This window comes from Cytophaga sp. (assembly GCF_051961495.1).
Lineage (GTDB): Bacteria > Bacteroidota > Bacteroidia > Cytophagales > Cytophagaceae > Cytophaga.
In genome coordinates this window covers 20671-27145 of record NZ_JBQCDF010000158.1, presented here as the reverse complement: position 1 = coordinate 27145, position 6475 = coordinate 20671, and the positions used below count along the sequence as shown (strand labels likewise).

Genomic DNA, 6475 nt, shown 5'->3' with positions numbered 1-6475 from the left:
TGGCTCCGGCAGGAAGTACTATTTTATATGACGCTGATTCGTAGTTTGAGCTGGCAATACCAACTTCTGCAGCTGTTGTTAAATTTTCAAAAGAAATTTTTACACCTTTTAAAGGTTGTTTGGTTTTGCTGTCATATACATGACCATGTACCAGTAGCACCGGCTGTGGACTTAGCAGCGGTGGGAGTTCCAGCACATACATGTCTACATCTTTTGAGTCTGCGGCAACCTGTGAAGTAAAATATACCTGTTTGCCCGAAGCGCTTAACGAGAAGAACGATTCATCGTGTGCGCCATTTACCACCGGACCTAAGTTTTCCGGTACTGACCAATTCTGCCAGGTATCATCCAGTCGTCTGCTCATGTATATATCTGTGCCACCATAACCACCGTGTCCATCTGAAGTAAAGTAAAGTGTTTTGTCATCAGAAGCCAGGAACGGAGCATCTTCAATACCATTCGTATTTATTTTGTCTCCTAGGTTCAATGGCTTGCTCCAGGTGTTGTCGGTTCTCAGGAAGCTAACATACAGATCATTTTTACCATAGCTATCACCTTTGCGATTATTCGAGATCATCAATATTTTCTGGCTGTTGCTCATGAAATAGCTTACCATTTCACTTTTGTTCTTGTCTTCATCCTCAATCACCAAACGTTCGGGCTTGCTCCAGCCGGTTGCTGTTTTGTGTGTCAGAGAAACACCATCAGACATGGTTCCGTCAGAATAATAGGAGTTGCCAAGTAAAACTGTATTGCCATCCGGTGAAATAGAATTGATAAAATTCGGTTCTTCGTTATTCAAAGGGCAACCCATGTTTCTGGCTTTCCCCCAGGATTTGGTTGAAGCATCCCAACGGGAATACCAGATGTCTTCGATATCTTTTTTACCGCCTATATCTGCAGGATCTCCGCTGCGGCTGAAGTATAGTGTTTGTCCGTCGGGTGATACAAGCGGACCTATTTCCATATAATTGCTGTTTACACTATCACTTAGTTTTCTGGCAACCATATTCGATTTGATCAAATCATTTTCGCTTTGTTTCATCATAAAATGCTGCTCGCTGGTTGTCATACCAATCGCATCTATACCAACGGATAAGCCATTGGGAATGATGGTGACTTTAACTGCAAGCACATTAAATGTTATTTCCTTTGCTGAAATATGTAATAAGCCGTCCGGAGAAAGATATCCATTCATGGTAGAAGAGAGCTGGTATTCTTTTCCATCGGCATCATATACATACACATTCGAAATATGCCCGGGATTAAAAGATTCTCCAATGATGATCTGCTTAGGAACGATTGGTGTAAGAAAGCCGACTTTAATAAAACTTTCCTTTTCGCCGGGCTTTGGTTGCCATGCACGGATGCTTTCGCCCTGGTGCGGCAATGCGTTTGGCTGGCCAAGCGCCTGCACGGCAGCATAATCTTTTGTTCCCTGTTGACTGGAATGATCCAGTACTTTATATGCCCATTGAATTTTCTGGGCAGATGCAGTTATTGTAAAAACTAAGGATAAAAGAAATATAACTGTATGCTTCATTTTTCGCTTATAAAATTATTTGCTCAAATATCCAGTTCTTCAAATTTCTTTGTTTTACAAAAAAATGTTTATGATTTACATAATTCACAGTTCACATGAGCTTGTGGTAATACTGTAATTATAATTGGTTTATGTGTAACAGCAGCGCAGACTCTCTCAAGCATCTTTATGCATAAAATATTAAATAAGCCCCAACCAATTAACAGTATGAATATTAAAAGAATTTTCGGAAGTGTACTTACTATCCTGGGAATAGCCAGCCTTATTTATACCGCTGTATTATTTACAAACTCAACGGCTGGCACACATGCAGTAAAATCACTGATCACGTTTGGTACATTAGGTTTTATCTTTTTTATTTCCGGAATAGGTTTGATTCGTATGATCAAAGATGAAGCTTAGATGATCGTCTTTAGATAATTACTGATTCAAATAATAATATTTATGTGGAAGCCGATTACTTGCCTGGCGTTCATATGGATGTATGCTGGCTTTATTTATGCGCAGGAAAAAAAAGAAAATGTTTTTTTGCATCCGGATAAATTTTATCAAAAATATTTTCCGAATCTTAAAATTAAATACAATCCTGCTGATTCAAATTATATCAGGACTTACCCAAAAAGTCATATGATCGTTTCGCTGCATGTATTGACGCCAAATATATATGTTGATATAGTTCCAGTTCAGGCAGCATTTGCAGCATCAAAATTTCGCACCAATACAAATACCATTACAGGTTTATCCTTCAGCTACCGGCATATTACTGCAGGCTTTGCATTAAGTTTGTTGCCTCCCTTAGGCGACCCTCCTGATCATGCCCGGTCTTATTACCGTACGGCAACGATAAAATATAAAAGCCCTGTTTATATTCTTACGTTCAGATTTATGAAGATTAAAGGAGTAACAGATGTGAATGCCTTTAATTCTCCGGATCCGCAGAAGAGCAATACGCCGCGCACAGATGTCAATATCAAGGAATATGAGTTTGAAGGCATTTATAATTTTAACTGGAAAAAATATTCCTACCTTTCTACCATTGATTATACAGAATCTCAGGTCAGGAGTCATGCGGGGTTTTTGCTGAAAGCCGGCATATACAACCAACAGATATATAGCGATACAAATTTACTTAGTATGCAGCAACGCACCTATTTTGAAGACTTGACTAATATTTCTGAAATAATCAGTTATTATATCAAGGTATCGCCAGGTGTGGGAGGAAAACTTGTTATTAAAGAACATTTTTATGCGGCATGTACTGTTTTCTCACCATTAGGATTATATACCAATAGATTGTATGCTTCAGATGAGCAACGTGTCAGATCAGAAACGAATTTGTTATGGACTTTGGATGGTTCTGTAAATGTTGGGTACCAGTCAGATCATTTTTATGCAGCAGCACGTTGTGATATTGACAGTCGTACAACGATGCTTCATAGAATGAATTTTACGAGTGTCTATAATTATATTGGTATTGATATCGGTTATCGCTTTAAAGCACCTCTGTTCATTAAGAAATTTTACAGGAAGACCATGCCGCCTGGCATGTAGTGTTATTCGTTAGTTCATTGTACGGATGGCAAAGATGTAAACAATACAGTGTTACATGTAATCAGATAGCTATGGGGATGATATAAATTTGTTTATCAACGAGCAATTAATTCTAACCAGTAACCGTACAACTATGGAAAATAACAGCAACACACCTACGAATGCGTATAAAACAACAAACAACAAATTAGTCACCGGCATGTTCCGTGACCGCGAGAGCACTGAAAATGCCTATAACAGTGTCCAGGACAGAGGGTATAATCAAAAAGATGTTCACCTGTTGATGTCGCATGATACCCGTAAAAAACATTTCGCCGATGAAGATACAGAAATCGGAACGAAAGCTGCCGAAGGTCTTGGTAAAGGGTCAGCTATCGGAGGAACAATCGGTGCTATTGCAGGTGTGGTCGCAGCATTGGGATCCAGCCTTGTAATTCCCGGTCTTGGCCTTGTGATTGCAGGACCGCTTGCCGCAGGACTTGCTGGCGCAGGTGCCGGAGGACTTACAGGCGGTATTATCGGAGCATTGGTCGGCGCCGGTATTCCTGAAGAACGCGCACGTATTTATGAAGACGGTATTAAACAAGGAAACGTCGTGATGGGCGTTGAACCCCGTAACGACGAGGATGCCGATTATTTCGCAGAGAAATGGAAGGAACATAATGCAGAAGAAATCTATAGATAGGATCGTATCTGTTTTTCAACCTATGTTTTATTAAAATATTACGGCTATGAATAAATATATCTATATACCAATAATTATTATTATCGCTCTTATGTTTACTTCGTGCAGCGTAGTCGGAGGAATCTTCAAAGCCGGCATGGGAGTTGGTGTTTTTATTTCAATACTATTGGTCGGTGGTATTATTTATTTTGTGGCCCGATTCAGTAACAATGAATAATCAACCTATAAACAATTACAACTATGGAAAAGAAAACAAGTAACGGCAACGGCGCAAAAAAAAGTGCATCAAAAACACAGTCAAGAACAGGTAACAGTTCAAACAGTAACTCTATGCAGGAATCCCAGCTGCACAAATTATTCGAAGATGAATTAAAGGATATCTACTGGGCTGAGAAAGCATTGACCAAAGCCATTCCGAAGATGATTAAGAATGCGACTTCTGAAGAACTTGTAGAGGCTTTGGAAGCGCATCTGGAAGAAACAGAAGAGCAGGTGATTCGTCTTGAAAAAGTATTTGAAATCATTGGTAAAAATGCTGTTGCAAAAAAATGTGAAGCTATGGCTGGTCTGATTGAAGAGGCTCAGGGAATCATGGAAGATTCTGAAGAAGGAGCCATGCGTGATGCAGGTATCATTTCTGCCGGGCAAAAAGTGGAGCATTATGAAATAGCTTCTTATGGAACGTTATGTCAGTTTGCGGAGACATTAGGACTTAGTGAAGTTAAAGAAATTCTGGCTGTAACACTGGAAGAAGAAAAAAATGCTGATGAAAAATTATCTGAGGTAGCTGTAAGTGCTGTAAACATTGAAGCTGCTGAGCAGGAATAAGTAAATCACATCTTAGTAAATAAAAAACTCCTTTCTGATTCCTGTTGGAATCGGAAAGGAGTTTTTTATTTGATCATCTTTTAGTTATTTCTGTTCTGCCGGTTGCATCTGTTTGTCAACCATCATGGCTACGTTCTGGTTCGATAGGATAGAGCTTACAGCGGCCAGCTGTCTTACTCCGGGTGCATACGCATGCGGTTCACCTTTAAGCAATGCATCATAACCGATCTGCGCTACGATCGCAGGATCTTCCGGATTGTTTTGTGCTGCTTTTGTATGTTCCATGCCTGCTTTGTGGAAGAAGTCGGTATCTGTGGCATTGGGAATCAATGAGGTAACTGTGACATGCGAATCTTTCAACTCATAAGCAATGGCATCGCTGAAGGAAAGCACAAATGCTTTTGTTGCAGCATACACTGCCAGCATCGGGCTCGGCTGGTAAGAAGCTACTGACGCCAGCTGCAGGATTTTTCCCGGACCGCTGTAGGCCATCATTTCACGTAAGTATAACTTGGTCAGATGTACCATGGAAGAAACATTCAATTGAATGATACCCAGTTCTTTTTCCAGGTTTGTTTCTGTAAAATGTCCGTATTCACCAACACCGGCATCATTTACCAGTACATCTACATGAATATTCTGCTGTTGTGTAATCTCAAAGATTTCGGCTGCTGCATTAGGTATTGACAGATCTTTGGGGATGATGATGATTCTGCCTGCTCCCATATTCTGAAGGTTGGCAGCAACGTTATTGAGTTTCTGTTCATCGCGGGCAACAAGTACCATGTTGTAATTGTCTGCTGCGAACAGGTATGCAAGCTCCAATCCGATACCACTTGTGGCACCTGTGATCAGTACGGTTTGGTTGGAATTTTTCATGACTGAAATTGTTAGATGGTTGAGTATTTTAGCTGTTATAGAATATAGCTGTATCCCTGCAAAATAGACGAAAGCAGCGCTTGGTCTTTTATATCAAAAAGTCTTTGTGTTACAGATTTTCAGTTTACTGAATTCGATTCAGAATAATGAACTGAAACGAAAAATAGAATAGAATATTATTAAGGAATTTTATAAAAAATAAGCAACGTTTATTAGATACTGAACGTAAAAATCAATACCAGCTTAAAAATAGTAAAATGAGACAATTGATTAGAAAATACATTTATATGAATCGTTTCGTTCGTAACCTGATTCATACGTTGACCGGACCGCCTTTTACAACTGCTGCCATTATACTTACAGCTATTGTATGCATGATATACCTGGCGTAATTGATCAGCCTGATTGCAATTATCAGGCCGATCAATTATTCGAAAACTATTTTTATCCGTTTACGTTCAAGATCTAATGCCTTAGGCGCATCAAAGTTTTTATAAAAGGAAACCAGGTAAAGCGGTTTCGAAACTTCTGATACTGCATATGTCTTATCTTCTCCCTGTTCAGCTATTTTTTTAATTGACTTGGTCAGTACAATCCTGTTGTCTTCCATTCTTGTTTTCGGATCTGTGCGGTATGCTTTTCCGTTTTCATAATACCAGAAGCAAACATATTCCGGAGAAGTTACCAAAGTTTTATCTTCATTCTCTTTTGCTTCCACCATGGTTTTAGCGCCAATGGCATCCCAGTCTTTAAAATGTTTTTTAATCGGGGTATCGTAATATAGCTTTTCGTATGAAGCGCTTACAAATGTACCCTCAAAACCCCGGGCTAAATGAAGTTCAAATTTAAACGGTTTCTTTTTTAATTTAAGAATTGTATCACTGTAGGTCATTTCATACTTTATGGAATCCTGAATAATAAAGAGGCGGTACTTACCTTTATCTTCATGCATATTGTTTGTGAATGAAAACAGAATACCAGGCAGCGGA

General features: G+C 39.3%; 8 protein-coding genes. 5 read left to right on the top strand and 3 right to left on the bottom strand.

Going from position 1 to position 6475, the window contains the following annotated elements; translation table 11 throughout:
- On the bottom strand, positions 1–1543 hold a 1543-nt coding region (locus ACTHJT_RS08285), incomplete at its 3' end, for an OmpA family protein (RefSeq protein WP_440237541.1).
- A gap of 207 nt (positions 1544–1750) precedes the next feature.
- On the opposite strand from ACTHJT_RS08285, the gene ACTHJT_RS08280 reads away from it, so the two are divergent.
- The 5 genes from ACTHJT_RS08280 (at position 1751) to ACTHJT_RS08260 (ending at position 4607) form a co-directional block, all read left to right on the top strand.
- Positions 1751–1945 carry a hypothetical protein gene (locus ACTHJT_RS08280; RefSeq protein ID WP_440237540.1) on the top strand — a complete coding sequence of 65 codons (195 nt, stop codon included), beginning with the start codon at positions 1751–1753 and terminating at the stop codon, positions 1943–1945.
- A 42-nt stretch (positions 1946–1987) separates the two neighbouring features.
- Positions 1988–3094 (top strand): DUF4421 family protein, encoded by a 1107-nt coding sequence (locus ACTHJT_RS08275; RefSeq protein ID WP_440237538.1) that lies wholly within the window; start codon positions 1988–1990, stop codon positions 3092–3094.
- A 133-nt stretch (positions 3095–3227) separates the two neighbouring features.
- Positions 3228–3779: a hypothetical protein gene (locus tag ACTHJT_RS08270; RefSeq protein WP_440237537.1), complete on the top strand. Its 552-nt coding sequence runs from the start codon at positions 3228–3230 to the stop codon at positions 3777–3779.
- A gap of 46 nt (positions 3780–3825) precedes the next feature.
- Positions 3826–3996 carry a hypothetical protein gene (locus ACTHJT_RS08265; RefSeq protein WP_440237536.1) on the top strand — a complete coding sequence of 57 codons (171 nt, stop codon included), beginning with the start codon at positions 3826–3828 and terminating at the stop codon, positions 3994–3996.
- 23 nt (positions 3997–4019) lie between these two features.
- Positions 4020–4607 (top strand): YciE/YciF ferroxidase family protein, encoded by a 588-nt coding sequence (locus tag ACTHJT_RS08260; RefSeq protein WP_440237535.1) that lies wholly within the window; start codon positions 4020–4022, stop codon positions 4605–4607.
- Positions 4608–4691: 84 nt separating this feature from the next.
- On the opposite strand, the gene ACTHJT_RS08255 is transcribed toward ACTHJT_RS08260, so the two are convergent.
- Together ACTHJT_RS08255 and ACTHJT_RS08250 are read right to left on the bottom strand one after the other, a co-directional pair.
- Positions 4692–5486 (bottom strand): SDR family NAD(P)-dependent oxidoreductase, encoded by a 795-nt coding sequence (locus ACTHJT_RS08255; RefSeq protein ID WP_440237534.1) that lies wholly within the window; start codon positions 5484–5486, stop codon positions 4692–4694.
- A gap of 427 nt (positions 5487–5913) precedes the next feature.
- The gene (locus ACTHJT_RS08250; RefSeq protein ID WP_440237533.1) at positions 5914–6438 is read right to left on the bottom strand and encodes a hypothetical protein; all 525 of its coding nucleotides are present in this window, start codon (positions 6436–6438) and stop codon (positions 5914–5916) included.
- Positions 6439–6475: the final 37 nt, after the last annotated feature.

Coding starts and splice junctions, on each gene's coding strand:
- ACTHJT_RS08280 (WP_440237540.1), top strand. CDS start 1,751: ATGAATATTAAAAGAATTTTCGGAAGTGTACTTACTATCCTGGGAATA.
- ACTHJT_RS08265 (WP_440237536.1), top strand. CDS start 3,826: ATGAATAAATATATCTATATACCAATAATTATTATTATCGCTCTTATG.
- ACTHJT_RS08260 (WP_440237535.1), top strand. CDS start 4,020: ATGGAAAAGAAAACAAGTAACGGCAACGGCGCAAAAAAAAGTGCATCA.
- ACTHJT_RS08275 (WP_440237538.1), top strand. CDS start 1,988: ATGTGGAAGCCGATTACTTGCCTGGCGTTCATATGGATGTATGCTGGC.
- ACTHJT_RS08270 (WP_440237537.1), top strand. CDS start 3,228: ATGGAAAATAACAGCAACACACCTACGAATGCGTATAAAACAACAAAC.
- ACTHJT_RS08255 (WP_440237534.1), bottom strand. CDS start 5,486: ATGAAAAATTCCAACCAAACCGTACTGATCACAGGTGCCACAAGTGGT.
- ACTHJT_RS08250 (WP_440237533.1), bottom strand. CDS start 6,438: ATGCATGAAGATAAAGGTAAGTACCGCCTCTTTATTATTCAGGATTCC.